Annotated in this window: 23 protein-coding genes; 3 read left to right on the top strand and 20 right to left on the bottom strand. The window is 42.4% G+C overall.

Annotated features, from left to right (window positions below; translation table 11 throughout):
* Nucleotides 1-1,207 precede the first annotated feature (1,207 nt).
* From MHH63_RS11955 to MHH63_RS11900, 12 genes are all read right to left on the bottom strand, one after another.
* Entirely contained in the window at nucleotides 1,208-1,741 is a 534-nt protein-coding gene (locus MHH63_RS11955) for a putative immunity protein (protein WP_081387607.1), read from the bottom strand.
* A gap of 15 nt (nucleotides 1,742-1,756) precedes the next feature.
* The gene (asnB, locus tag MHH63_RS11950) at nucleotides 1,757-3,634 is read right to left on the bottom strand and encodes an asparagine synthase (glutamine-hydrolyzing) (RefSeq protein ID WP_341172003.1); all 1,878 of its coding nucleotides are present in this window, start codon (nucleotides 3,632-3,634) and stop codon (nucleotides 1,757-1,759) included.
* Nucleotides 3,635-3,782: 148 nt separating this feature from the next.
* The gene (locus MHH63_RS11945) at nucleotides 3,783-4,721 is read right to left on the bottom strand and encodes an alpha/beta fold hydrolase (RefSeq protein WP_076281763.1); all 939 of its coding nucleotides are present in this window, start codon (nucleotides 4,719-4,721) and stop codon (nucleotides 3,783-3,785) included.
* A 278-nt stretch (nucleotides 4,722-4,999) separates the two neighbouring features.
* Entirely contained in the window at nucleotides 5,000-5,212 is a 213-nt protein-coding gene (locus MHH63_RS11940) for a DUF896 domain-containing protein (RefSeq protein ID WP_036676956.1), read from the bottom strand.
* A gap of 62 nt (nucleotides 5,213-5,274) precedes the next feature.
* Complete coding sequence (locus MHH63_RS11935) at nucleotides 5,275-5,691, bottom strand: MarR family winged helix-turn-helix transcriptional regulator (protein WP_248548678.1); 417 nt, start codon at nucleotides 5,689-5,691, stop codon at nucleotides 5,275-5,277.
* A 188-nt stretch (nucleotides 5,692-5,879) separates the two neighbouring features.
* A complete protein-coding gene (locus MHH63_RS11930) occupies nucleotides 5,880-6,974 on the bottom strand; it encodes a HAMP domain-containing sensor histidine kinase (RefSeq protein WP_036676951.1) in 1,095 nt (364 codons plus the stop codon).
* Nucleotides 6,975-7,055: 81 nt separating this feature from the next.
* The gene (locus MHH63_RS11925) at nucleotides 7,056-7,694 is read right to left on the bottom strand and encodes an ABC-2 transporter permease (protein ID WP_076184854.1); all 639 of its coding nucleotides are present in this window, start codon (nucleotides 7,692-7,694) and stop codon (nucleotides 7,056-7,058) included.
* Nucleotides 7,695-7,711: 17 nt separating this feature from the next.
* On the bottom strand, nucleotides 7,712-8,347 hold the full coding sequence (locus MHH63_RS11920; protein WP_076184853.1) for an ABC-2 transporter permease: 636 nt from the start codon (nucleotides 8,345-8,347) through the stop codon (nucleotides 7,712-7,714).
* Nucleotides 8,340-9,209: an ABC transporter ATP-binding protein gene (locus MHH63_RS11915; protein WP_076126629.1), complete on the bottom strand. Its 870-nt coding sequence runs from the start codon at nucleotides 9,207-9,209 to the stop codon at nucleotides 8,340-8,342. The genes MHH63_RS11920 and MHH63_RS11915 overlap by 8 nt, the downstream gene beginning before the upstream one ends.
* Nucleotides 9,206-9,586, bottom strand: a complete 381-nt coding sequence (locus MHH63_RS11910) for a GntR family transcriptional regulator (protein ID WP_076126630.1) — start codon at nucleotides 9,584-9,586, stop codon at nucleotides 9,206-9,208. The genes MHH63_RS11915 and MHH63_RS11910 overlap by 4 nt, the downstream gene beginning before the upstream one ends.
* Before the next feature lie 156 nt (nucleotides 9,587-9,742).
* The gene (locus tag MHH63_RS11905; protein WP_076126632.1) at nucleotides 9,743-10,420 is read right to left on the bottom strand and encodes a M99 family carboxypeptidase catalytic domain-containing protein; all 678 of its coding nucleotides are present in this window, start codon (nucleotides 10,418-10,420) and stop codon (nucleotides 9,743-9,745) included.
* 180 nt (nucleotides 10,421-10,600) lie between these two features.
* Entirely contained in the window at nucleotides 10,601-11,899 is a 1,299-nt protein-coding gene (locus MHH63_RS11900; protein ID WP_076132990.1) for an alpha-glucosidase/alpha-galactosidase, read from the bottom strand.
* Nucleotides 11,900-12,156: 257 nt separating this feature from the next.
* Here MHH63_RS11900 and MHH63_RS11895 point away from each other — a divergent pair, with 257 nt between their 5' ends.
* On the top strand, nucleotides 12,157-13,020 hold the full coding sequence (locus tag MHH63_RS11895; protein WP_076126635.1) for an AraC family transcriptional regulator: 864 nt from the start codon (nucleotides 12,157-12,159) through the stop codon (nucleotides 13,018-13,020).
* Between the two features lie 10 nt (nucleotides 13,021-13,030).
* Here MHH63_RS11895 and MHH63_RS11890 read toward each other — a convergent pair whose 3' ends face one another.
* Both MHH63_RS11890 and MHH63_RS11885 read right to left on the bottom strand, forming a co-directional pair.
* Nucleotides 13,031-13,561 carry a GrpB family protein gene (locus MHH63_RS11890; protein ID WP_370510713.1) on the bottom strand — a complete coding sequence of 177 codons (531 nt, stop codon included), beginning with the start codon at nucleotides 13,559-13,561 and terminating at the stop codon, nucleotides 13,031-13,033.
* 39 nt (nucleotides 13,562-13,600) lie between these two features.
* Nucleotides 13,601-14,821 (bottom strand): MFS transporter, encoded by a 1,221-nt coding sequence (locus MHH63_RS11885; RefSeq protein ID WP_076126637.1) that lies wholly within the window; start codon nucleotides 14,819-14,821, stop codon nucleotides 13,601-13,603.
* A gap of 188 nt (nucleotides 14,822-15,009) precedes the next feature.
* On the opposite strand from MHH63_RS11885, the gene MHH63_RS11880 reads away from it, so the two are divergent.
* Nucleotides 15,010-15,789, top strand: a complete 780-nt coding sequence (locus tag MHH63_RS11880) for a GNAT family N-acetyltransferase (protein WP_076126639.1) — start codon at nucleotides 15,010-15,012, stop codon at nucleotides 15,787-15,789.
* Nucleotides 15,790-15,813: 24 nt separating this feature from the next.
* Nucleotides 15,814-16,122 (top strand): DUF4190 domain-containing protein, encoded by a 309-nt coding sequence (locus tag MHH63_RS11875; protein WP_036676925.1) that lies wholly within the window; start codon nucleotides 15,814-15,816, stop codon nucleotides 16,120-16,122.
* A 75-nt stretch (nucleotides 16,123-16,197) separates the two neighbouring features.
* On the opposite strand, the gene MHH63_RS11870 is transcribed toward MHH63_RS11875, so the two are convergent.
* The 6 genes from MHH63_RS11870 to MHH63_RS11845 all read right to left on the bottom strand — a co-directional run bounded on the left by MHH63_RS11870 (nucleotide 16,198) and on the right by MHH63_RS11845 (nucleotide 25,451).
* Nucleotides 16,198-17,388, bottom strand: a complete 1,191-nt coding sequence (locus MHH63_RS11870) for a Ger(x)C family spore germination protein (RefSeq protein ID WP_076126641.1) — start codon at nucleotides 17,386-17,388, stop codon at nucleotides 16,198-16,200.
* Nucleotides 17,381-18,484 (bottom strand): GerAB/ArcD/ProY family transporter, encoded by a 1,104-nt coding sequence (locus tag MHH63_RS11865; protein ID WP_076184847.1) that lies wholly within the window; start codon nucleotides 18,482-18,484, stop codon nucleotides 17,381-17,383. The genes MHH63_RS11870 and MHH63_RS11865 overlap by 8 nt, the downstream gene beginning before the upstream one ends.
* Before the next feature lie 37 nt (nucleotides 18,485-18,521).
* Nucleotides 18,522-20,192 (bottom strand): spore germination protein, encoded by a 1,671-nt coding sequence (locus MHH63_RS11860; protein ID WP_076184981.1) that lies wholly within the window; start codon nucleotides 20,190-20,192, stop codon nucleotides 18,522-18,524.
* 172 nt (nucleotides 20,193-20,364) lie between these two features.
* Complete coding sequence (locus tag MHH63_RS11855; RefSeq protein WP_076126645.1) at nucleotides 20,365-22,563, bottom strand: DEAD/DEAH box helicase; 2,199 nt, start codon at nucleotides 22,561-22,563, stop codon at nucleotides 20,365-20,367.
* Nucleotides 22,560-23,879, bottom strand: coding sequence for an ATP-binding protein (locus tag MHH63_RS11850; RefSeq protein ID WP_076184846.1), 1,320 nt, complete (start codon nucleotides 23,877-23,879; stop codon nucleotides 22,560-22,562). Before MHH63_RS11850 ends, MHH63_RS11855 begins: the two co-directional genes overlap by 4 nt.
* 15 nt (nucleotides 23,880-23,894) lie before the next feature.
* Nucleotides 23,895-25,451: a TerB N-terminal domain-containing protein gene (locus MHH63_RS11845; RefSeq protein ID WP_341171566.1), complete on the bottom strand. Its 1,557-nt coding sequence runs from the start codon at nucleotides 25,449-25,451 to the stop codon at nucleotides 23,895-23,897.
* Nucleotides 25,452-25,544: the final 93 nt, after the last annotated feature.

The following is a 25,544-nucleotide window of genomic DNA, read 5'->3' as shown; positions in this document are numbered from 1 at the left end:
TGGAGCTGCACTCCAACGTTTTACTAGTTAGAGTGCAGCTCCATGAAAATGAGTGTTTTCAATTACTCTACGATAGGAAGATCTGCGGTATTCATCGGAACTGGTTCAGTACATGCTGGTTTTCCCGCCATAGCTTCCGATTCAAACGACTTGAGAGACCGAACAACTCAAGCGTAAAGTGGAAATGGGGGCCTTTGCGTCAGCATTTTCTATATTAACGCTGGTACTGATCTCATGGAATGCACGAAAGGAGAAGGTCCAGGAGACTGAACGAATCTCCAAATTGTCCGCACGGTATTATCGGCTTGCTCTGGACAAAGGTGAGACTATATTGCATTGGATAAGGAAGTGGAGCTTCTTCATCATTACCTGAATATCGAATGCTCCCGCTTCGTGATTCAACTAGATTATGACATCCAAATTAAGGTTCTACAGGTGATTATCGAGTCATCCCCAACATACTTCAGGTACCGGAGCACAGTATTCAATGAAAAAGCAATTTGTATTTAATCCGAATTGATTTTTTACTGCGAGAAAGGGGAGGGATCTTATAAAAATAACAGAACGAAAATCGAGCTATATCTAAGGAACCCTTAGCATCGCAGGATTATATTGGTCATCCATTTAAAATCAGAGAACTTAAAGCTACAAAAGTCAGTTGATAAATATGTAAAAAGATTAAGTTTTTAAAACCCGTTTATTTTTCATCTTTTGAAAATTAACGGGTTTTTATTTATAATAAAGAAGCGTTTTTAGTATGAAGGGAAGAACACCGTAAATCGTCAATGGGTACAAGTTCTTGTCCTCAGACAAATCCATATAGAACTATGTATAATCTAAGTAGAACGCATCTTAGTGACATATGTACAAAATACGGGTTTTGTGAGGAAGTAGTGTATAAATTAAAGGAACCAACCAATTTGATCCAAATTATTGCCAATTTACTGTCTATTAATGATTATCTAATCAATGTTCAAACCTGTTCAAAATAGCTGCCCTTTCCTAAGCAATTGATTCTTATTTAGTAATCGTATTATCTAAAACGAGTATTAAGCTTTAAAGCTCATCAAGTCTCGCATAAAACTTTAAGTACTAATAATGTTTTATTGTTTGCATTAGATTACATAACTCTCGATTATATAAAAAGTTAACTTTTCCCATTATTTAACTTTTAGAATCATCCTCATACATGTTCATCTTTAAACCTTCAATTACAAAGTAACTCTTCAGCTATCCTTAATTGTCTTTCCCGTTCTTTAGTAGCTGCCTCTGCAACTGAAGAATGATCTGATATGTAATTCACCAGTTTTACTGCATAGTCACTGCAAACCATAGCGTGTCCTCGCATATGTCCAGTTGCAATGGCTTGTGCAAAAGAACGGGCAGCATACTTACTAGCCTCGGTTGTGGACTCTTTGGCTAATTCATTGACAATAAATCCAACTTTTCTTAAGTCAAAGGCTCTAATCTCACCAGTTATACGCTTTTCTAGCGTTTCTATACCTAAATCAATCCGCGGGTCATTTACAAGCTGCTGGACCAGATGATCCAGGTGCTCAACTGCTACTTTCAAAGCCCATTTGGCCAGAAACTTCTGCGGCAGCTCTTCAAGCGTTTCTTCAAGCCGATTTCTTAATTCATGGTTATCTACAATCTTTATCTTTGGACTAGTATAAGTAAACATGTTAGTTTCTCTTAATTGCTGTTCATGTTTATTCCATGCATATTCCTCAATATTCAACGAATCACTCCCCCATTACAACACGGCACTATTTAATTGCTTCAGATCTTCTTTTATAAAAAGAGTGTACCATACTGAAAAAATGTAAATTATCCATATTCTACGCGAATAGTCGCCTTTATTACTCCGATGCTGGGTAAACATCTCTTCGATGATATTCATATTGAATATTTCTTCAATGCCACTATATCGTATTTGTTCGAACATTATATCTGAAATTGGAGTTTTGAGCCAATCACGAATGGGTACGGGAAATCCTAGTTTCGGGCGATTCACAATTGCTTCCGGAACGATTCCTTCCATAGCTTTACGCAAAGCAAGTTTTGTTGTTTTTTGCCCAATCCGATTGGACACAGGTATTTTACTAGCCGTTTCGAAAACCTCTTTATCTAAAAACGGGACTCTTAATTCTAATGAATGTGCCATGGACAGCTTATCTGCTTTTGATAAAATGTCTCCAGGTAACCAAAAATTCAGATCAATAAACTGCATTCTTGTCGTAGGGTCTAGGTGAGCTGTCTTATCATAAAAAGGCTTAACGATATCCATGGGATGTAAAAAGCTATACTGAGCGTGTACCGATTCGTGAAGCAAGTTCATTTTACCGCTTTTGTTAAAAATATTAGCATTTCCGAAAAAACGCTCTTCTAAAGGTGTCAGACCCCGAAGTAAATAATTTTTGCCATAAAAATGATAGGGATATACAGATAATGATTTTCGTAACGAATCCTTTATGAAGTTAGGCATCCAGGTTATCGGTCTTAATGCATTTGGCTCTCTATAGATTCTATACCCTCCGAATAATTCGTCAGCGCCTTCCCCTGATAGGACAACCGTTACATGTTCTTTTGCAAGCTGGTTTAGATGATAGAGTGCAATAGCGGAAGGATCTGCAACAGGCTCATCTAGATGCCAGACCGTTTTCGGGATACTTTCAAAAAAATCTTTTTGCGATAAAATGTGAAAATAATGATCTGTCCCCAGTTTGGCTGCCGTTTGATTTGCGATTATTGTTTCATTGTTCAGCCCTTCAAATCCAATCGAAAAGGTTTTTGTTGATTCTTCTGCTCTCATCATTGCAGCTATTGCGGTGGAGTCAATTCCACTGGACAAAAAACATCCTCTATCCACATCACTTTGTAAATGAAGGTTTACAGACTCTTTCAATTTCCACTGAATTTCTTCGGCATAGTCTGCTAAAGATCGTTCTACCGGTTGAAAATGGGGTTCCCAATATTTCTCGATCTTCATTTCACCATCCGAGTTAACAAATAATCGCTCCGCAGGTCCTAATTTATGAATGTGTTCAAACATCGTATCAGGATGCGGGACATACTGAAAAGTTAAGTAGCTGAATAAACTTTGATATTGAAGCTTTCTGGGTACCCCTTGCACTGCAAGTATGCTTTTAATTTCCGAAGCAAATAAAAGATTATTTTCGTCTTTGTAATAATAAAAAGGTTTGATTCCGAAATGATCTCTAGCAGCAAAAAGAGATTGTTCCCTAAGATCCCAAATCGCAAAACTAAACATTCCACGTAAATGATGGACACAGTCCTTGCCGTATTCCTCAAATAAATGCACAATGACCTCTGTATCTGATTGCGTCTGAAAGTGATGTCCTTTTAGCTTTAACTGATCTCGTAGTGTTTTATAATTATAGATTTCACCATTAAAAACAATCCAAAGGGTACGATCTTCATTCGTCATCGGTTGATTACCATCACGTATATCAATTACAGACAATCTGCGAAAACCAAGTCCAATGTGAGAATCGAGCCATACTCCCTCATGATTGGGGCCTCGGTGATTCATAACCCCTGTCATTTGTTTTAAGGTTTCTTCCTGTGGTGGCTGTCCATTATATTTTAATATTCCTGCTATTCCGCACATACTATGGTAGTCCTTCCTATAATAAAGATTAGGATATAGAGTGCCCATAATTGCTTTGATAAATTTATCATTTTTTTCTAAAGGATTCACTTATTTGAAAATACGAAAAAAAGAAAAGCCTGAATTAGCAGGCTTTTCTCATTCATTCTTACTTTATCTCTCCCATAAAGCTTCTAAAGTTCTCGACAATGTCTTTAGATCGGGTATGGTGCAAATAATGCTCCCCATCAAGCAACATCAATTTTCCGTGTAAGGAGTCTTTAATCTGTTCTTTATGCAGGGATTCCCAGCCTGGAACATCCGTATTGTCTTTCACTAGGAAGAAAATAACAGGAAGATCTTTAGGGAAATTTAATGTTTCCGTGGCTTTGAAATTACTTTTAAAATGCTCTGCTTCGCTGATGATATTAGGATTCATCATGTTTTTAAGTGAAATCATTCTATTTTGTTCTTTAGTTTCCTCATCATCACTTGGTGTAACGATTTGGGCTGGATTAAGCTTTACCAGCAATCTCATAAATCCTGAGTTTTTAAGCAGCTTATAGGTTCCTGATGGAAATTCTTCATCGTTGCCCCCTTGTGTGGGTACGCTGCTGTCTATGCCTACGAATGCACTAACCTCGTTTTCGTATTTGTTCACATAGTCCAGTCCGTAAATTCCCGCTATAGAATGTCCCATCAGAATATAACGATCTATCTTTAATTCTTGTAAAGCTTCATGAAGCTCACTCACGATATTGTCGACCGTTCGTTCTTTTGTGGTGACATCGCTTAGTCCATAACCAAACGGCTCAACTACTACAACTTTATAGAAAGGAGTCAGTTCATCTACAAGTGGTTTGAAATCAATTACGGGTGATGCGGTTCCAAACCCTGGGAGTAACACGACTGTTTCCTTGCCTTGCCCTTGTATGGTAACATTCATCTTTTTCCCGTCGACAGGTACAAGCTGACCATAGGGTTCTATTTTTCCTTTCTCCACTTTATTGCTGATCACATTGACTGTAAAAACGATGACCAGAAAAAGTGCTATGAGTATGACTATAGCGACTATTACTTTAAGTAAAATTAATAATGTTTTTTTCATACTTTCATTTCCTTCCTTGGTGTTTCTTTTAGTTTCTCCAACTTCTGCACCCCTTCATGTTATCCCTTATCTTTTGTCTATTTCATTCTAACAATCCAGTCTTAGATCCTGTGTAACGCAAGTTTAATTGATTCTTAACTTTCAACAGCTCCTAATGATAACGAATTAAGCTTCTGTTAAGATTTATATAACAAAAAACACCTCTAGATATCCGTCGATCAGCCATAGGCTAATCTAACGTTATCTAAAGGTGTAGTTTCCACTTATTAGTTCATTGATTATTTACGCGCTGCACGAAGCTTCTCAGGGGTTACGTCATTTCCATCCGGATCTAAAATTGTCACTCCAGAAAGACTGTTACGAACTTGTCCACGAATTTCACGCAGATAGTCTTCACGCAATGCGATCTGTTCAACCCATTCGCCTTGTGTCAAGCCTACTTCACGTTCTTTCTTAGCTAATTCATTGATGCGAGTCAAACTTGTAATCATCTATGTTCCTCTTTTCTTAGTTTTAATTAGCTTACTAACGGTTATGGCGATTAGTTCCAGATTCAAGCTAAATTATCGGCCATTTGTTTCATAAGTCTTCTTAATAATAAACGTTCTTCAGGTATAATTCCGGCTAGTAATTTATCCAGCTGTTTGTTCCAGATCTGTTCCACAGGTTCGCAGAGATTACGTCCGGCTGGGGTTAGATACACTCGGCTAACTCTGCCATCTTCAGAATCTCTTTTTCGAACAACAAACCCATGATTTTCAAGAGATTTCACCATATTTGTTATGGTTGGAGGCTCACAATTCAAGCGTTCACTTAGCTGTATTTGTGTCATTCCATCTGTTCTCCATAACCGGCATAATAACTGTTCTTGACCCACATGAAGATTAAGTTCTCTAAGTAGCTCTGCATAATCTCTACGCATTTCCGCTGATATTCTATCCAGTAGTTCCCTTATCTCATCTTCTATCACAGATATTTCCTCCGTACTGCCTTACAAATTACTTAGCAAGCTAATAATATCACGATTTATTAAAAATTTCAAATAAATGTCCGTAACATTCATCCTGTTTGCTGACCAAACCATTAAAAAAGGAGTAAAACCACAAGATCACATAGATCTCGGCTTTACTCCTGCTCAGTCGACACTTGACTTCGTTCTCAATTATTTTGTGGAAGCCGCACTTCAAACATCGTCCGCACTACACTGCTTTGTGCAGAAACTGTTCCAGCATGTTGTTCCACAATGTTTTTAGTGATAAATAAGCCCAGTCCCGTACTCCCTGTGGGATGCGTTCGCGCTCGATCCCCGGTGTAGAACATATCAAAAATACGCGGCAGCTCTTCCGGATCAATACAATCTCCATAGTTAATGATCTCAATAACGACTTCATTTTCTTCTAGATAACCATGGATATCAATAAATTGACCGTCGCTTCCATATCGCGCTGCGTTGGTGAGGAGATTCTCAAATACACGTGCCAGCAGCTCACCGTCACCCTCTATCTTCAGAGGTTGGGTTACATCCAAGCGGGAAGTAAGACCATTTTTCTCAAAAACGGGATATAACTCTTCATTTAACTGCAAAAGAAGCTCACTCAGGTCGATCGAGGTTTTTTCAAGCGTAAGTTTACCATAGTTCATTCTTGTGATTTCAAATAGCTCATCAATTAATTTTTCCAAACGTTGAGATTTAGTATAAGCGATCGTTGTATAATGTCTGGTCTGTTCTGGCGTTAATTCATTGTCCTTCAGGATAAAATCCAAATAACCTATAACGGAGGTAAGTGGTGTACGCAGATCATGTGCCAGATTTAATACAAGTTGATCTTTACTGCTCTCCGCAAAGTCGCCCCGCTCAATAGCTTCCTGAAGATGGTCAATAGCCAGATTGATATCATGGCCAATAAGGCCGAATTCATCTTTAGATGGGATATCTACCCGCTCCGAGAAATCACCCGACGCCAGCTGATGGATCCCTTTCGAGATTTCCTTGAAATAATTTGCATATGGTTTAGTAAATATAAAAAAGAATAAGATGGCCAAAGGAATGAAGATAATCAAAAACGCATTAACATCACCGATATCCCGCATCAAGTAGCGAACTTTAGTCAATGGATTTTCTAATAAGACCTCTGATCGATAATATCTCTGCAGAATTTTATAGATTGAAAAGGTAATTCCACCGGATACAAGCATACTGGCCATCAGCAGCATAATCATTTTTGTGCGAAAGCTATAGATCATTTTAGGCATTGGTTATATACCCTTCCCCTACTATTTATCTTTGTAGTGACAATGGTATATGAATTCATTCAAAATCTCAAATCCTTCGAATCAAAGATCTTTCCGCACAAAAATCCGCAGAGAAATGATATATGAACAGCTAAGCAAGAATACATAAGCCAGCCCTAGGATTATAAAGGGAATGACTGTACCTTTCACTCCAAAACTCAGCCATCTGTTCACATCAGGTATCCACTGGATCAAAAAGCTAAACACGTTCGGTCCAAACATTACAATCATCATAAAAACAAGATTAACCACTTGCGCTCCCTTTGCCCCTAACCAGTAATGAATCGGTAAATAAAGCATCGCAAGGAGAGGGAAAATGGATAACGTAATACCAACCTCTTGCCAAAAATGAGGGGTTACGGCTTTACCTGTTACAATAATCAGGAGATAGGTAAAGGACGTGGCTGCCAGCCCAACAAGCGCATACGGAAGGATCGAAAAATATTTGGCACGGACAAGCTCTTGTCTCCTTACAGGGAGATTAACGAGAAACCGTTGCGTCATCTGCTGAGTATCCATTGAGCAGGAGCTTATCAATAACAGCATGGGTGGCATTACCGTAAATAAACTGAAGCTATGATAGTTCGAATAAGCTATAAAAATAAAAAAAGGGATTAGCAGCATCAGAAATTTACGCAGAAGAATGAAGTCTTTTTGAATTAAAAAAAATGATTTATACACTTTACGTCCTCCTTAGCTTATAACTCTTCCTTGCTAAACAATCGTAGTGAAATCCTATAAGAGCAGTACAATATGGAGAGATAAACAATCCCTATCAAACCAATCGACAACAGATGATCCTGCAGCTTTATGTCGGTAATTGTTAAGAAAAAGGATGAATTTGAAAGTGAAGATCCAGTGTTCAGGGTGGTAATCGTTATTACTACATTAAAAAGGATATTGAAGTAATAGTTTTTGGAACCAAGCCAATAATGAATCGGCAGATAAATAGACGCAGCCAAAGGAATCATAAGTAACGTTAAAGATACCCCTATCCAATAAACCGGGCTAATGGAATATCCAAATGAAAAGGAAATTAGTAACAAAGCTAAAGAGCAAACCAAACCGATGAAACAATAAGGAACAAGTGATAAATATTTAGCCAAGATAATCTCTTGCCGTCTTACTGGTAACCCTATCACAAACTTTGTGTTGTTATTCTGTGCATCCATAGAACAGGAGTATACGAGCAACAGTAAAGATTGAAAAGTAGCAAACATGCTGGAGTTATCCAGTTGAACATATGCGATGAACAAGATACTCAAGAGAAATATAGGGATAAAATTCCGCAGGAGAATAAAGTCTTTTCGAATCAGCAACAAGAGATTAAACATACAAAGCGTTTCCCTTTACCGTAAAATACATGATTTCTTCCAGAGTAGGTGTTTCGCATATGGCATGACCTCTAAAGAAGTGTTCCCCCTCAGAGCGATTGTTCAGAAGACCCTCAAAACCAACTTCCGTCTCTCTAAGCCCGATGAACCATTTTCGTACATCCCGATCAAGCAACTCTTTATTGCCTTTTACCAGCATATATTTGTTGGCTAGAGATTCTTTCATTTCATTAAATACTAGGTGCCCTTCGTTCACAAAAACAATATAGTCCGCGATCCGGTCCAAATCAGTCGTATTATGCGTTGAAAAAAGAATAGACTTCTTCTCATCCTGGATATGCTCACTAAGCAAATCAAGCAACTCTCTTCGGAATATAGGATCAAGTCCTGCAGTAGGTTCATCCATAATAAGCAGATCTGCACCATGTGATAAGGCAATGGCGAGCGAATACTTCATTTTCATTCCTTTGGAGAGCTCCTTAATCTTTTTCCGCGGGGAAAGCTTGAACATCTCTATGTATTTCCTATACGTTTCTTGATCCCAACGACTATAAAAAGGAGCAATAATCTTACTCATCTGATCGATGGTTAATTGATCGTAAAAGTAATTTTCATCGGAGACATAGCCAATCCGATCCTTATTCTCTGCTTCATGGATAGACATCTCTTGGTCAAAAATCTTGACGCTGCCATGATCAGGAAACACCATCCCCATCATCATTTTTATTAATGTTGTTTTCCCTGCCCCATTCGGTCCAATTAGCCCCGTGATATACCCTTCTTTAATACCGAACGTAAGTTCGCATAGGCTAAAATGGCCATATTTTTTAGATATTTGGTCCAATTGAATGACTTCTTTCATTCTGTCTCCTCCTCATAAAGCAATTTCAACATCTCACTAAACTCAGCAAAATTAATCCCCAGCATTTTACTCTCGTCGATAATCTCCTTCATTTTGTTCTCCATAATCCGTAGCCGTTGTTCCCGAATAAACTCCTGATCTGCACCAGAAACAAAGGAACCTTTCCCCACAATTGAATTGATAAGCCCTTCTCTCTCCAGTTCTTCATAGGCTCGTTTCGTTGTAATTACGCTAATCTGCAGCTCTTTGGCTAATAGCCGGATAGAAGGTAATGGGGTGCCAGACACTAACTCTCCTTGCAGAATCATCTGGCGGATCTGGCTGACAATCTGTGCATAGATGGGTTCACCGGAAGTGTTGGATATCAATATGTTCATGTAATCGTGCCCTCACTCCTAGTTTATGTGTTATCAATGTATATATGTAATATATACACTATACCCATTGTTGTCAATTACCTTTCTTGTATCGGCAAAAAAGCTGATTCCTAGGATCTAAGAACCAGCTTACACAGTTATCAGATATTTTCTCTATCACAATAATCCCGCACTTTTTAAAAAACGGCTAACAATATCTATCTGATAGCGAATCCGTAGCTCACGATCAAGGCTCCAGCAGGTTTCCACAGTAAATGCTTTAGCCCCTAATATACGGGTAACGGCTGCCCTTGAGGAGCCGGGGCGCTCCCGTAAACGGATATTAAAATGATAAGCGGTTTTGGGAATCGTTCGATTAATGCCTTTGATGACACGTTTTGCTGTACCTGTTCCTCGGCTTCCCGGAGTGACGATGATCGACTGGCCAAGTCGCTTCGGATTTTTTTGTGACAACCCATTTGCTTCATGAAGATCCAGAAACCAGGTGGGACGATATCTTAGTACTAGCTGTAGCAAAGCTGAAGCTAATGGATGTTTTGCCGCTGTTTTGCTAGAACGTGGAAAGGTGCGATTTAAATCGGGTACACCTCTGATCCGTTTGCGGTAAGCTTTTTGATTCATTAGAGGTACTACAATGATCGTGCCCCGGTGTATATACAACCTTCTCTGGTTAAAATGTTCTACAATGATCTGTGCGGCACGAATACTTCCTGTCTCATTCCCATGTATCCCCGACACCACCATAAAGACAGGACCAGGAAGCTCACCTCTAATCACATAATAAGGAGTAGCATAAGCTGTGGACGATGCTAAGGTATAGCTTTCAACGATCATAAAGGATCACCTCCACATTTAGATAATCCATATATGTGTATTCCGATGTCCCCCAGTTGTCCTAGACAGATAAGCAAGAAGAAACGACGTGGTCTTTTTTAAAGATAGCATTCGGTTTTCGTAGAAATACAATCAAAAAAAGCCTGATTTCTCAGGCTTCCTTAGTCCTAACTAGTTAATTTATTTATACGCCGGGAGCCAGTCTCCATGGGCTGTGATCAGCTCGTCGCACATATTTGTAATGTCATCCATCGACAATTCAGCTGCTGTATGTGGATCGAGCATTGCGGCGTGATAGATATGCTCTTTCTTATGGGTAATCGCTGCTTCGATCGTTAACAACTGTGTATTAATGTTTGTACGATTCAGTGCGGCGCACTGTGGAGGCAGATCTCCCACGTAGGTCGGAGTTACTCCGCTTCTATCTACTAAACAAGGGACCTCTACACATGCTTCTTTTGGCAAATTAGTGATAAGACCTGTATTCATAACATTGCCACCTATTTTGAAAGGCACATTAGTTTCGATAGCTTCCATAATATAAGACGCATATTCATGCGAACGTTCATGTTTAAGTTCTTTGTTATTAACCAATTCTTCACGCATTTGTTGCCAACGTTCAATTTGATCTACACAGCGGCGTGGATACTCGTCGAGTGGAATTTGAAACCGTTCGATAAGCTCTGGGTAATTACGTTTGATAAAATAAGGATGATACTCTGCGTTATGTTCCGAAGATTCCGTAATGTAGTAACCGAATTTAAGCATCATTTCATAACGGACCATGTCTCCGTGATGTTCTTGTTGCTTCTCAGCGGCACGGCGTTTAATTTCCGGATACAAATCCTCGCCGTCTTTAGTAACCTCCAATAACCAAGCCATATGGTTAATCCCAGCGATCTTAGCCTGAACACCTGTCTGATCCATACCCAGATGCTCGAACAAGCCCGGAATACAATGCTGCACACTATGACATAATCCCACCGTCTTTACACCGCCATAGGTATTCATCACATTGGTCAGAACTGCCATAGGATTCGTATAGTTCATAAAGAGTGCGTCCGGACAAACCTCCCGTACATCCGCAGCAAAGTCCAGCATCACTGGAATAGTACGCAGGTTACGGAAAATCCCACCTATGCCAACTGTGTCCGCAATCGTTTGCCGCAAGCCATATTTCTTCGGAATTTCAAAATCTGTGATGGTGCAAGGATCGTAACCTCCCACTTGGATTGCATTAATAACATATTTAGCTCCACGCAAAGCTTCTTTACGATCCGTATAGGATTTCACAACACAAGTGCTGCCGCTGCTCTCTTTTATATTATTTAGCATATTCTCGGAATCTTTCAGGCGTTGTAGATCAATATCATACAGGGCAAGTTCAAACCCTTGCAGGGCTGGCGTTCTCATACAATCTCCCAACACGTTTTTGGCAAATACGGTGCTACCCGCTCCGATAAATGTAATTTTAGACATGTGAAATATTCCTCCTTATAGGTGAGGTGAACGGTGTTAACATCGCAGTTTTATGGAATAGAGTAAACTATAATTCCCTTATAAACACTAGGATGTCAGATCATAACCGTCTGCTCTCTTCACTAATCACTATAAATGAGAGCGGTCCCAATGAGTATGGAGAAATACAAGAGATATATGGACGTTTGTTGCATTTGTATATTCAATCCTATAATCTAAATGTATTATAAAAGCAATCTTGGGGAGGTTCTAAGTAAATGGCTTCAGAGCATTATCATTTTACAGCAGGGTTTAATCTGGCTCCCGATGATCATGACCTATCTGTATTATTCAGCGGAGAAGGCAAGCCCGTTCCTGGCCATAAAATGGGCCCCTCTGTTCATGATTACTATCTCATTCACACAGTAATTGACGGTGAAGGTGTTTTTCAAAGTGGCAGTAATTCGCAGGGATGTAGTAAGGGGGATACCTTTGTTATTTTTCCGGGGGCGTTATTTAGCTATCAGGCAGACATGGATCGTCCGTGGACATATGTATGGGTGGCCTTACAAGGGGAAGCGGTTGAACAGCTACTACACGAAGTGGGAATTACAAGGGACAAGCCAATAATCCACTTAGATAACCTAATAGAGATACATAAAGTATATGAACATATTCGTTTATCCTTTCAGCAATCTGCTTATCCTCGACTGGAGAGCTTAGAAGCTTCGGGTTGGCTGCGGCTGCTAGTGCACAAATTCGGTGTTGCGAACATAAGTTCGCTTCCCTCTCAATCGATAGAATTACCGGATGTTATCGACCGTCAGATCGATCAAGCGATCCGTTGGATTTCTCTACAGTTTCATCAACAGATCAGTATCGACCATATGGCATCGTCTCTAGGCTATCATAGGGCGCACCTCTCTAAAGTCTTTAAACAAAAGATCGGCATGTCTCCCAAACAATATTTATTAAAGGTTCGTATGGATAAAGCAAAAAAACTGCTAGGAGGCACGCTGACCATCGACCAGATCTCTTCCTCGGTCGGTTTCAATGACGCGTTATACTTCTCCAAGCAGTTCCGTAAGTGGAGCGGCATGTCTCCCAGTGAATTTCGAAATCATCTTCGAACGGGCAAGTGATTGATGTATCTTACGTTTCTTTCATGGCTTTAGATAAAATTGAGCTAACAAACGTTGTCTTTCCTTCACAATAAGCATCAATGTCATAACGATGTTGTTCTGCCAAGCGTTGTTTGACCTCTGCATACGCTTGACGCGCTGCTGTATTCGATCGCAGATAGTCTCTGAAAGCGATATGCTCCAAGTAGCCTTTTCCATCCTTAGGACATACATACAGATGATATTTCATAAATCCATCATCCTGAAGTCTTTGAAACGCTTCTCTTCCCTCTATTCCCAAGTTCCCTTGGTGTTCATATCCATGCTGTTGTAAACGTTCTATGATTTGTGGGAGTACATCGTAGCTGTCCATCACAAGATCAAGGTCGATGATAGGTTTAGCAGCTAGCCCTTCAATCGAAGTACTGCCCACATGCTCGATAGAAATAATAAGATCTCCGACATAAGATAAGAGCTGTTCTTTTAATCTATTGAATTCTGCCTTCCACTCTGGGTTATACGGGACAACCTCTATAACTTTCGTCTTCTCAGCGATGATCAAACACCTCCCGGGTATAATAAAAGGTACTGTAATACGTTTCTAGCTAGTCTCTGGTATATCCTCTTTCTCGATCACTCTATAGACGATCCATATGCATAAAGCGGCTACAACTAGCGTTCCCCCCATTAAGCAGACACCACTCCAGCCCCAATGCTGCCATGCAAAACTTCCCAGCGTGGATCCAATCGCTCCACCTGTAAAAGTGCTGACCATAAAAACAGTATTAATACGACTGCGAGCCGCTGGTTCAAGTGCATATATCCGTGTTTGGTTACTGACCTGTGACCCCTGTACCCCAAGATCCAGAATAATAACTCCAGCAATCAAACTCCAGATCGTAAATCCGGCTAAACCAAAAAATCCGTAAGCAATTAATGTAATTAACAGTAGGATTCCTACAATCTTTTTGGGAGCAATTCTGTCTGCTAACCTCCCGATAAATGGAGCACCAGCAGCACCTGCTACACCAATAAGACCAAACAATCCTGTAATAGAGCTACTGTAGTGATAAGGTTCTCCTTCCAGAAAGAAAGCTAGAGAAGTCCAGAACACACTAAAGCCGCCAAACATGCAAGCCCCAATTAAAGATGACTCACGAAGCGTCGAATATCTGCGAATCAGTTGTCCCATTGATTTCAGCAGATCTGAGTACGAGGAATTATTGTCTGGTTTCGTTGCCGGGATTAGCCGATAAAGAATAAGGGATAACAATAACATGACTACTGCGGCAATCCAGTACATCGCTCTCCAGCCGAACATATCCCCTATAATTCCGGATATTGTTCTTGCTAGCAAAATACCAAAAAACAATCCGCTCATTACAGTGCCTATAACCTTCCCCCGCTCCTCCGGTAAAGCTAACTCAGCCGAGAGAGGAATGATGACCTGCGGCACCACCGTAGTTATGCCGATAGCAAAGCTGGCGATATACATCCAAGTGAGGTTTTGTGCGGTAGCGAAACCAATTAGTGACAGTGATACAGCAATAAGAAGTCCTGATATCAGTGTTCTGCGTTCACGAATGTCACCTAGTGGAACAAAAAATAACATTCCCAGCGCGTAGCCGATTTGAGTAAGCATCGATACATATCCCACTGCGTTAGAGGAAGCATTAAATGTGCGTCCTATCTCAGCTAGGAGCGGCTGATTATAATACATATTTGCCACGCTTAGTCCTGATGCAATGGCTAGAATTAGGATGAATTGCTTAGATAGACCTTCTCCTACACGAACAGCAGCGCCTGTGATAGATTGTGTCATGAAATTATGTGCCTCCGTTCACGTATGCTGCTTCAAACAGCGAGCTTTATTTTCCCTAATATATTATAACAGTCAATGTCAACCTTCCTTCTTCAATAGATTAATGATTAGTAAAGGGAAAAATATAAATATCTGCATAAGTACAATTTATAGTAAAATATATAAATCTGAGCTAGGAGTGGATGAACGTGCACCAGAACGAACGAATCATAAACAAATTACAAACGAATCCCTTAAAGAATGTAAGCTTGTTAAAAATGTTAAACTCCTTCCACGAAGTCATGGAAACACATCTAGTTGAGCATGGTGATCAGTGGGGTATTGTATTACTTCTTCCAGCCACAGCATACGCATATGATCATAGGGTATATCCTCAAGCGGATTACATCGTATTTTTGGATTACAGCTGCCCCGATATATTTCCAGCTTTACTACCACTGCTCCCAGCACAGGCGAAGCTTGTTTTTAAACTACAGGATGTGAAGTACCAAGAGGCACTGTCTGCGCATTTTTCTTTAGAAAAAACTCGGGGGTTTTTCTCTTACAGCACAACTGAGGGGTTAAGGTATAGTAAGGACAAAGAGGTGTCAATCAATCATTCATTTGACGACAGACTACTTCCACTTTGGGCTGCTAACCATTACAATAAGGAAGAAATTGAGGAATATTTCCAAAAAGGAGCGTTTTCCGTTTCAATCTTTCAGGGCGACAATCCGGTTAGTACCTGCCTAGCGTTCCGAAATGAAGAGCAGATTTGGGAAATCGGCGCTGTTCATACTTTAGAAGCATTTCAAAGATACGGATACGCGAAAATGGTAGTTCGCACAGCCATACAAGAAACGTTAGAACGAGGCTTTATTCCACGCTATCACGTCCTTGAAAGAAATCAAGCGTCCATTCGTCTAGCTGAATCTATTGGGCTTGTCCCTTGTGTGCAGCTAGAGCACTGGATTAACTACATTCAATAACAATTTCTATTGGAGGTGATTTTAATGAGCTATCCACCAAACGACAATTTGAACTATTATCAGCCTCCACCCCCTCCGGCACCGACGAATGGTAAATCAATCGCTGGTTTTGTCTTGGGAATCCTCTCTATTGTTGTGCCTTATATTGGTTTTCTGTTAGGAATTATTGCGATTATTCTATCCGCCTTATCGCTGAAGGAAATCCGTAATCGTTATGAACAAGGCAAAGGCCTAGCGATTGCAGGCCTGGTATGTGGAATTGTGGGCACGCTGATGTACGCAATTATTATATTATTCGTCGTTGTGTTTGTTTTTGCAGCTTCTACTTACTAACCACGAAAAGGATCTCAATAGCCATCATCGGCTGCTGAGATCCTTTTCGAGTTAACACGCTATCAAGTGAACCCTTCATTCAGTCGTGGAACCAAAATCGGTGATTTTAAGCTTAACATCAAAGGTCAATGGCATCCGAATAAATTCCTCGTCCCAATGATCCTTGATCTTTTTCCAAACCTGCGGTTTTTCTATGCTGAACCAATTTCCGAACCCTGCTATATCCACTTTGTAGGTAGAATGCATTTTGTGAATAAGAGCATTGATTTTTTCGGTTAATTTTTCCTCGAATATCTTCTCCAATTCTTTGAAATAGGCAACTTCCGCGGAATGCTCATTATCATCCCAATTCTCAATAAGACGTCCATCAGACTCAATGGCTACATGAATAGAGAACTTCTCATCCGCAGTCTCCTTCAGCGTAATCTTGCTCTTAACTGATTTAATTTCATAAGTAATCGCTTCATTCAACTGATTATAGGCTTTAATGCTCCCACCTTTTATGTCCCCTTTGATCCAGGCAATACTCTCCACATCCTGTTGATCAATATTGCCAATCCACTGTCCTGTGTCTCCCTTGATAATACCTGCTCCGGAAAATTCCACCTCACCTTGTGCCTCCACAACGTTCTGTAAAACAAAGCTTTGCCTGGAGTACATAAGTGCATCTAGATTAGACAACGTTATGCCCTTCATAACTTTACTGGTTCTGAAGTGGTTATGAATCATGTCTGCCAGACGAAAAGAAGGAATCTCCTCCGAGGTTGTTTTAAGTGTGTCGGATGCAGGCCCTTGGCTAAGAAATATAAGACAGCTAGGGCGGATATCATTATCTCGCAGTAAAAAGTCCATTAGCCGTCTGATCTTCTCCTGTTGCACCAGTTTCTCAGATATGACAACAACCTTGAGGTGATGACCTATAATCGGACGGTTCTTACGTATTGAGATTTGGCGGAATATCTCAAGCAGAGAATCCCCTGTCTCAGAAATATTGTGATAATGAGTTTGTGGTGTTGCGCCATCTTTGCCAGAGTTTCCGAGTATTTTTTCAGGCACAATTTGTACCGTAGCCGTCAATTTATTTTTCTTAAAATAGCTTCCTCCGAGTTCCTCAAACTCCCGTTCGACTCCTTTCGGCTCCCCCTTGTCAAGCGCCAATCCCGTATAAACACTCAAGTCTTCAATCTCCTTACTGCTCCAGCAGCCAGACTGCGTAAGCAGAATCACGAATACCAATAGTAGGCGAATAACCCGCTGTCTAAACATTCTGCTTGAGTCCTTTCTTCCTAATGATTAATACAATCGACAATAACAGTGGCAGCATTATAAAGATCAGCACACCCATATAGCCAATCGCATCACCAAGACTAAAGACATCATTGATGCGCTGAGGGATCATCGTACAGATGAAGATGATGGGCATTAAAGCGAACATAACCGGATGGATCTTTAGGTGGAATACCTGAGAGATGCCAAGTGACGCATTAAAGAAAAAGCTACAAAAATTACAGAACATCTGCATCAGCCAAATGACGAGCAACGGAAATTCAAATCGTTCAAAAAAGAACCCTGATATTTCAAAGCTCCGTACCAAATCTATCGTAGGCCAGGTGCTGGTGATTACAGAATTGATGGATAGGCCGCCGATAACCATCACAACAGTAACCAGATACAATACCAGCGGGATACTTAAACCGACCATCATTCCTTTGACCGCTTGCTGCGGATGCTCCATAAAGGCCGTCATTGTCATCACAACCTCACAACCAGTAAAAATCAGGATGCTCGACTTCATGCCTCGGATCACCGGCATCATGCCTTCACTCAGAAAAGGACGCAAATGCTGGATATCAAATATTCTAGTACTTAAGATATAACAAATAATCAGAATAAAAATACTGATCGGAAATACAATCTGAAACACGCGGGCCATGGAATTAATCCCGCCATACACCAAATAAGTGCCCACCCAGATGAACGGCATCACAATCGCCCAGATCGGTGTCCCTTCCAGAAGAAAGAACAATGTTACTTCCGCCAGAACGCGGATTTCGAAACCCGCAATCACAATAAAGTAAAGAATCAATATTGTACTCATTACACTGCCTGGAAAATTCCCAACAATTCTTTTAGAATACTGAAAGACAGTCTTCCCTGGAAATTGCTGGCTAAGCTTCACCATAACCAATATGACCAAAGATACGACGATACCTCCCAGCACTACTGAAATCCAGGCATCGGGAGTCTGCACAGCCTTTACAACATTTCTGGGCAAAGTCAAAATTCCCGCACCTAGCATTGAATTGGTCAAGATTATGGAAGCCTGCGAGGTTGTGATCTTGTCATCAGTTCGTTTAAACACTGTGGTCTCCCCTCTGCTCCTGCTAAGAATACATTCTCTAGGACCTGCGCTTTTTCTTCTGGGTCTTCAGCATCTCCGGTCTTCGCTTCATGATCGATAACGGTGCACGAACGAACAAATCCTTCCAGTCACTTAAGCGGAAAGGGGAAATAGGGGTGACGTAAGGAACTCCAAAGCTTGAAAGCCGAGTCAGATGGCTGCAAATAAGCAGGAAGAAAAGGATGGTTCCGAACATGCCCAGGACCGCCGCAAATAACATGCCTGCGAATCGTAAGATCCGGAGAGTAATCCCCGCACTGTACATCGGTATGGAAAACGAAGAGATCGCTGTCACGGCTACAACAATTACCAAAAAAGGACTTACAATACCAGCCTGTACCGCGGCATCTCCAATGATTAGACCTCCGACAATCCCCATTGCCGGACCTATGGGCTTCGGCAGCCGAATTCCAGCTTCACGCAAGATTTCAATGGAAATTTCCAGAATCAACACTTCAATTAATGCAGGAAAGGGTACACCTTGGCGTGTTTCGATAATGGAAATCGCCAGTTGTGTAGGAATCAGTCCCGGATGAAAAGAGATAAAGGAAATATACAGCGCCGGAGCCAACAGAGCCAGAAATGATGCGCAAAACCGGAGTATCCGCAAAAGTGTACCCGGAATCCAGCGCTCATAATAATCCTCAGGAGACTGCAAAAGCATACTGAACGTCACTGGAACAACGAGTGCAAACGGTGTGCCATCCAGCAAAATAGCGACTCTTCCCTCTAACAAGGATGCAATTACCCGATCGGGTCTTTCCGTATTCTGTGTCTGCTGAAACGGGCTTAAATAATCATCCTCGATCAACTGTTCCACATAGCCGGATTCCAGAATAAAGTCCATATCAATTTTGGAGATACGTTCCTCCACTTCCTGGAGCAGATCAGGATTTACAATGTTTTTCATATAAGCGATAACCAGGTTCTTCTTGATTTCGCTGCCTACTTCAACCATTTTCATTTCCAGATTCTTATTAAGCCCTTGGCGCCGCAGCATAGAGGTATTCTCACTAAGCACCTCGGTAAAGCCAATCCGAGGCCCACGCAGTAAAGCCTCCGAGGTCGGCTCAGTAATCGCGCGCACGGATCCATGCGGAGAACCCACCAGCAACATCTCACGCATGCCTTCGACAATCAGCGCAGTGTATCCGAATAGGACAAACTCCTGCAGTTGGTCTAAATCCTTGGCTTCACTAAGCTGAGCTAAGGGGAGCATATTCTGTTTCAAGTAGTTGTATATTCCTTCTGAAGCCTGCGTTTCGCCGGCATACATCAGATTCTGCAGCACCTGCTGATTGATTAGCTCCTCGTGCTGCATCCCCTCTACATAGACCAATGCGGCACGTGCCTGTATACCTTTAACTGAGAATTCACGAAAATGTACATCACTGTTCTCCCCCAATGCCGTTTTTATCGCTGTCAGATCGGCATCATAGTCCTGGGTAAAAGCAGTAGACACAGGAGGCTGCGGATTTACTTCCCGATTGTCATTCTTCTTCAGTTCCGCATCCTGTGATTTGGCCTCTGTTTCCTTGGAGCGTCCGCTTCCAACATAAAAATACAAATGCCTGTAAAGATAAAAAATCCCTACGGGAAAGAGCAGCGTAATCGCCGCCTGCATAAAAATTGTCCAGTCCGGAATATAAGAGACTATTTTAGGCCACATCGCAATCATCCTCTATAGGAATCTGTTAGTACTATTCTCCTTCCACCCTATTCTTATGCAACATTTGAAACTTAAGGAAAGTTCATATATCAGCATTGGTCCGGACATAACAAAACGCCCGCATAAGCGGACGTCTGCAATTTAGAGTATTTTCAACAGGTACTGCTTAAGGTTAATTAGGTTGCTGCCACTGCTTTAAAACTTCAATCAGACCCGGGACATCTAATCCATCCAAGGAAAAAGCTTTGCGCAGCAGCTCATGCGGTATGAACTCATCGTATTTTCCGAGGTAGGGTGCTTCATCTGGGGATAACAATGATAATGGATCTGTGGCAGCCATACTTTCGGCAATGATCTCTGCTTCCAGCGTTTCTGCATCTGTTTTACCCGCAACGACCATATAATAAGGTTCCATGGGAACGATAGAACGCAGTCCCAGAGGGCTCTTCAGGTTGTTCTTCAGAAGGCGCTCCAGCGTACGGAATTGCCGACTACCGGCCCAGGGCAGAATGAACATGGAATCTCCACCCGCCGGCATAACGGATCGCACAAGCATTCCGCTTTCCTTCGCTAAACGACGGGCTCGTTCAAGCCGCGCAGCCGCACTCGGAGCTAAATACGGATACAATGAAGTGGCTCCTAAGATTTCACGGATCTTGTTCATGATGCGTGTATGTACATCCCCACCCGCACCAAGCCACAACGTATCTACTTTACCGCGTGAGGTTTTCACATAAACGGCTTTATGGCGATTATCCACCTCTTCTACCTTCCAAAGCTTACCTGCCAGAGTAAAACAGTAGCCTGGTGGTGGAACCGTTGTGATCGATCCGATTTCCTCAGTCCCGTTATAGACCACATGCTCTTCATCATCTTTGAAGACCGCGTAGAAGCGGAAGTTATTCACGATCTTCTCTCCCGCCATCCCGATGATCAAGCTGCCTTCGTCCATCTTCTCAATTTGTCCCATGCCTAACATATAGGTCATGAAAATATCATAATCAGTAGGATCTATGGTTTTAAACGAAGGCAAACTCAGAACCGCTTCTTTTAAATCATCCGGTTCGGCCTCACCCATACTTTTCAAAATGCTCATCGTCTGATGGTACAGCAGTCCAACTGGCAGCTGACGCACGACCAGGGGTTCCACCCATTTCTCGCGCACATATAGCTCAATTACCGCTATCGCTCGAAGCAGTGTCCACGGCATCCGCGCCGGAAGCTGAGCTTCCTCGTCCTCTTCCTCGGGCGTGACAAAGATCATCTCGGATGCAGCGTCTCCACGCCTGCCCGAGCGGCCTAACCGCTGCACAAAGCTTGCGCAGCTATAGGGAGCGCCGACCTGTAGCACTCGCTCCAGCTCGCCCAGATCAATGCCCAGCTCCAGCGTCAACGTCGCTGCGGCAACAGCCGGTCCGGTGCCTTGCCGCAGCGCGGCTTCCGTCTCTTCACGCAGCATCGCGGAGATGCTGCCATGGTGAACGTGAAATACATCCCGTTCACCACGCTTCGCGGCCGTTCTCCGCATCTCTAGGGTCGCCGTCTCCGCATCTGAGCGGCTGTTGGTGAAGATCAACGCCTTCTTCAGATGCGTATGATCATAAATGAAATCGTAATAAGACTGCTTCGCACGTTCTAAATGCTCCGCCTGCACCTCATCCCGTGCATCCGGGAAAGAGAAATGCTCCACACTTAAACGGAGCTTACGCCCGCCTTGTGGAGCGGACACTTCAACGCTCTCCCGTGTGCCCGCCGCCAGCCACTCTGTGACAGAAGCGTAGTCACTCAGCGTAGCTGATAGACCGATTCTGCGAGGATGACATCCCGCCATTCGTGAGATTCTCGCCAGCTGGCTTAACACCTGGATCCCCCGGTCAGCTCCCATAAAGGCATGCACCTCGTCAATGACAATAAAACGTAGATCATGGAACAACGCTGGAATAGCATTCGGGCGGTTCATCAACAATCCTTCAAGCGATTCAGGGGTGATTTGCAGCACGCCTGAAGGATTCTGCACCAGTTTTGTTTTATCGGCTTGTGGTACATCTCCATGCCAGTGCCACACCGGAATGTTGCCTTCACGAAGCAAATCATTCAAACGTGTAAATTGATCGTTGATCAAAGCTTTCAAAGGGGCGATATACAAAATGCCAACCGAACCGGAAGGACGTTCATACAGCTCAGTAAGCGCTGGGAAAAAAGCTGCCTCTGTCTTACCTGAAGCGGTACCTGAGGCAATCAGCAGATGATGCGGGGTATCAAAAAGCACCCGGCAGGCATCCACCTGTGCCTCACGCAAAGTCTCCCAGCGGTTCTTATAAATAAACTCTTTAATGAAGGGAGCCAGCCTATAGAACGGATTATCACTCATAATTCAAACTCCGCCAGGAATCCATCCAGTTCATTTTGCTCGGTCTCAGCTGGCTTAGCCGTTTTTTCGCCGACTAGCTGTTCAAAAGTAATCTCCGGATGCTGGTGGAGCGTATGCAGCAGATCCATGAAATCACGTACTACCTCCCGTGGAGTCAAGAGTTCCTCAGCCCCTAATCTTCCAACCGCTTCCTCCATAAAATGAACCAATTGTTCCTGTGATAAACGTGCTTCATAACCATAATGTAGGGCGTGAATCTCTTTAAGCTTTTGCAGCAGTACAAGAATTTCCTCGTGTGATAACATGTCCAGTGCAATGATAGGTCCAGTATAATTGTTCAGACCCGCCGCCACGTACCGGCCAGCAACCAATCGCGATCGCAGTGCCTCATAACTAAATAAACCACGCCGTCCATCTTCCACAAATTGCGGAGTTCCCCCTATAAAAATCCCTAAGTTCTCTGCCTTCCCCTGCATCGTATCATTGAACATGGTAAGCAGCTTTTCATAGTTGCTCTGACGGGAAATACTGTTCGTAATTTTATAAAGATTGACACCTTCATCAATAAACAGCAGCAGACCTTTATAGCCAATAGCCGCAGTAAATTCCGCCCAAAGCTTCATATAGTCATACCAATTATCATCATCAATAATCACGCCAACTCCAAGCGCTTTGCGGGCTTCTGTCCGAGTTGCAAATTCTCCACGCAACCAGCGAAGCGAATCCTGTTTCTGGTCATCATCGGCCAGCTTGTGTGCATTCCAATAAGAGGCGAGCACTTTGGCAAAATCAAAACCATGTACCAAACCACGCATTTCAGAGGCTACAGCGTAAATTCGCTTCTCTACTTCTTCACCAAGCTGAGGGTGATCAGGCCCATATTCCTTCTCCTGCATCACGGACTGCTGTAGCGTAATAATCCATTTCTGCAGGATGATCTCCAACGCTCCACCATCTGGACGTGTGCGGGTCGATAAATGGCTCATTAGCTCCCGGTAAGTCGCTAGGCCTTGTCCTTTAGTTCCTACTAACCTACGCTCAGGGGACAGGTCAGCATCTGCTACTACAAAATCCCGATCCATCGCGTAATTACGGATCATCTGAAGCAGAAAGCTTTTGCCGCTGCCGAATTTGCCTGTAATCAGCTTAAAAGCTGCCCCACCCTCTGCAATGTTCTCCATATCTCTTAATATGGCCTCAATCTCCGGCCGACGGCCAACGGCTATGTGCTCTAGTCCGATACGCGGAACAACACCAGCCGTCAACGAATTGACTAGCGCAGTTGTCATTCGTTTAGGTATTTTTAATTCACTCATCCAAAGTTCACCTCATTAAATATTGCGCAGCATAGAGATATATTCCTCAACAATGTCTTCCCCCTCAATGATCAGATCACCAAGAATGTCCATTGCGATTTCATTAATCTCATCAATTAGAAGCTCTGACATCGTGCCATTAGCAGCAGCCAGCTTCAGTAAAGCTTGACTTCCATCCTCATCCAAAAGAGCAAGCAGTGCTTCCCGTTGTAGTGGACTTAAAGCATTGGCAAACTGTTCTGCCTCCGATCCTATGCTAACCGCTTGAGCTTCTTCAATCACCTCTACAGGCAACAATTCTTCCTTACTATCTTGTATTGGATCAATTTCACCGATAGTTGCTTCGAGCTTGCTCTCCTCGTAATCTTGCTCGTCCATATTCTCAACCGTAAGCATCGTCCGTACAATTTCAGAATCACTTTGCAGGCGTTCTAGTTTCTCCGGATCTATGACGACTGTCGGCCCTTTGTCTTCCTGCGTCTCTTTAAGGTACTCACGCTTTAGAAAACGAGTGATCAAATCGTCCATATCGGCATCTACATTAATACCTTTAAGTCGTCCGCGGTAGCCCATCAGTTCCCGGAGTTTATTCTCAGTCAGACGAAATAACCTTGTAATCAGACTGCGAAGTGGTGGAGATTTACTAATACGTACAACCGGTATAAGAACAGAATAGCCATATAATGAAATATCATATACGGCACTTCGGAATAAATAACGCTCCCGCATCACCGCTGGTCCAGGCGGAAACATTTCAACTAGATTGGAGCCGTGTTTCCGGGTGACATAAGCATTAATTAACGCCACGACCTGCGGAATGTATTGTTCAAGAGCTTCTTTGCCTTCTCCGATGTAGAACTTGGATTTACTAATATCATTGTCCGACATTGCCGTTAATACTGCGAAGGTTAGCTGCTCAGGAGCAGTCGTCAGTCCTCTCATTAATTCAAGCTCCGCCAGATCCCCAGCAAGACCACGTGAACGAGCCACAATGATAGAAAGCGGGACATCCAAATGATGTACAAAAGAGAAGTCCGCGATCCAGCCGCCAAGATATTGATCCAAACGTTTATAACTTTCCCGGTAAGCTTCCCAGATCAGATTTAGCTGCCTATAGCCATCATTAGGGTCAGTCCACCCCACGCCATTAATAAGCTCATATACATGCAGAAAAATATAAGAAAGATCTGTTTTCAGATATCTGCCTTGTCTAACTTCATTCCGCCAATAAAAATACCATCTGCTTTGCGTGCCTGTCATATGGCCATATGTAGGCCAGTAACTCTTAAAAGGAACAAAAAGCGCTGAGTCCTCAGTTTTTTCAACTAATTCCTTCGCTCTTGTTACGAACTGCCCTTCGGTGGTAGTCACAGGCTCCGGCGTTTCCATCTCTGTATCCCAAAGCTGCAGCTGTAATGAAGGTTCAGGGGTTGAATTTGTTTTGCCATTATTCTTAGAAGATGACTTAGGCAGCGCAGGTTCAGGGGAATTTCGCGGCGGAATCGGTACATTTTGTTCCGTACTTTCCCAGACTAATTCTGTGAAATGCGGCTGCTTCCTATCATTACTCATGTGCGATCGCTCCGTCCTTATAAATAAGGATTAATGTAAAAAAACGGTCCTGTTCACAACTGTGAAGGAACCGTTTTGTTCTTACGTGAATAG

The organism is Paenibacillus sp. FSL H3-0310 (assembly GCF_038002785.1).
Classification (GTDB): domain Bacteria; phylum Bacillota; class Bacilli; order Paenibacillales; family Paenibacillaceae; genus Paenibacillus_AQ; species Paenibacillus_AQ odorifer.
The sequence above is the reverse complement of the archived record's forward strand: the minus strand, read 5'-3'. Positions and strand labels throughout refer to the sequence as shown.

Excerpts from the sequence above, each read along its gene's own strand:
- asnB (WP_341172003.1), bottom strand. The coding sequence starts at position 3,634 with ATGTGCGGAATAGCAGGAATATTAAAATATAATGGACAGCCACCACAG.
- MHH63_RS11945 (WP_076281763.1), bottom strand. The coding sequence starts at position 4,721 with ATGAAAAAAACATTATTAATTTTACTTAAAGTAATAGTCGCTATAGTC.
- MHH63_RS11940 (WP_036676956.1), bottom strand. The coding sequence starts at position 5,212 with ATGATTACAAGTTTGACTCGCATCAATGAATTAGCTAAGAAAGAACGT.
- MHH63_RS11930 (WP_036676951.1), bottom strand. The coding sequence starts at position 6,974 with ATGCCTAAAATGATCTATAGCTTTCGCACAAAAATGATTATGCTGCTG.
- MHH63_RS11920 (WP_076184853.1), bottom strand. The coding sequence starts at position 8,347 with ATGTTTAATCTCTTGTTGCTGATTCGAAAAGACTTTATTCTCCTGCGG.
- MHH63_RS11915 (WP_076126629.1), bottom strand. The coding sequence starts at position 9,209 with ATGAAAGAAGTCATTCAATTGGACCAAATATCTAAAAAATATGGCCAT.
- MHH63_RS11910 (WP_076126630.1), bottom strand. The coding sequence starts at position 9,586 with ATGAACATATTGATATCCAACACTTCCGGTGAACCCATCTATGCACAG.
- MHH63_RS11905 (WP_076126632.1), bottom strand. The coding sequence starts at position 10,420 with ATGATCGTTGAAAGCTATACCTTAGCATCGTCCACAGCTTATGCTACT.
- MHH63_RS11900 (WP_076132990.1), bottom strand. The coding sequence starts at position 11,899 with ATGTCTAAAATTACATTTATCGGAGCGGGTAGCACCGTATTTGCCAAA.
- MHH63_RS11895 (WP_076126635.1), top strand. The coding sequence starts at position 12,157 with ATGGCTTCAGAGCATTATCATTTTACAGCAGGGTTTAATCTGGCTCCC.
- MHH63_RS11885 (WP_076126637.1), bottom strand. The coding sequence starts at position 14,821 with ATGACACAATCTATCACAGGCGCTGCTGTTCGTGTAGGAGAAGGTCTA.
- MHH63_RS11875 (WP_036676925.1), top strand. The coding sequence starts at position 15,814 with ATGAGCTATCCACCAAACGACAATTTGAACTATTATCAGCCTCCACCC.
- MHH63_RS11870 (WP_076126641.1), bottom strand. The coding sequence starts at position 17,388 with ATGTTTAGACAGCGGGTTATTCGCCTACTATTGGTATTCGTGATTCTG.
- MHH63_RS11860 (WP_076184981.1), bottom strand. The coding sequence starts at position 20,192 with ATGTGGCCTAAAATAGTCTCTTATATTCCGGACTGGACAATTTTTATG.
- MHH63_RS11855 (WP_076126645.1), bottom strand. The coding sequence starts at position 22,563 with ATGAGTGATAATCCGTTCTATAGGCTGGCTCCCTTCATTAAAGAGTTT.
- MHH63_RS11850 (WP_076184846.1), bottom strand. The coding sequence starts at position 23,879 with ATGAGTGAATTAAAAATACCTAAACGAATGACAACTGCGCTAGTCAAT.
- MHH63_RS11845 (WP_341171566.1), bottom strand. The coding sequence starts at position 25,451 with ATGAGTAATGATAGGAAGCAGCCGCATTTCACAGAATTAGTCTGGGAA.